This is a genomic window from Roseateles sp. P5_E1 (assembly GCF_054049335.1).
On sequence record NZ_JBFUMN010000342.1, the window covers coordinates 1 to 582 of the forward strand.

Sequence of the window (582 nt, forward strand, 5' to 3'; positions counted from 1 at the left end):
GATGTGCAGCGGCTCAATGCCATCGCGGAGGAACACCAGCTGACGGTCTATTTGACCTGTCAGCCAGGCACCTTTGCGACTCCCAATCGCGCACTTCTGAGCGTTGGGGGCCTTCTCAACGACGATCAAAGAACACAGATGATTGAAGCGCTCACCATCGGCGGTTCTCGCAGGATGGAGAACGATCCGCGTTACGGCCTGGTCGTCCTCGCCGAGATCGGCGTGCGATCCATGTCTCCTGCCGTCAATGATCCTGGCACGTGCATCACGGTCATCGGTACCTGTGTGCGACTTCTGCTCAGATGGGATGCCTTGGCCTGCGCAGGTGAGCCTGACAAAGTGCGGTATTCCCACGTCCACATCGCTCAACTGGATGTGGACGACCTGTTCGAAGATGTGTTTGCGCCCATATCGACCGATGCAGCAGGGTCTCTTGAAGTCAACATCAGGCTGCAAAAAGCGTTCGCCGCCCTCTGCGCCGGCTGCTCACCCGCCACTCGCGAAGCCGCTCGACGCCACGCCGACGCGTCTTTGGAGCGCGCAGTGCAAACGCTGAAATTCTCCCGGGATCAAGAAAAGCTT

1 protein-coding gene is annotated in these 582 nt (G+C 58.9%); it reads left to right on the forward strand.

Going from position 1 to position 582, the window contains the following annotated elements; genetic code table 11:
- A partial coding sequence (locus tag ACXJKJ_RS31425) for a DUF2254 family protein (protein ID WP_457395577.1) occupies positions 1-582 on the forward strand: 582 nt, incomplete at both ends.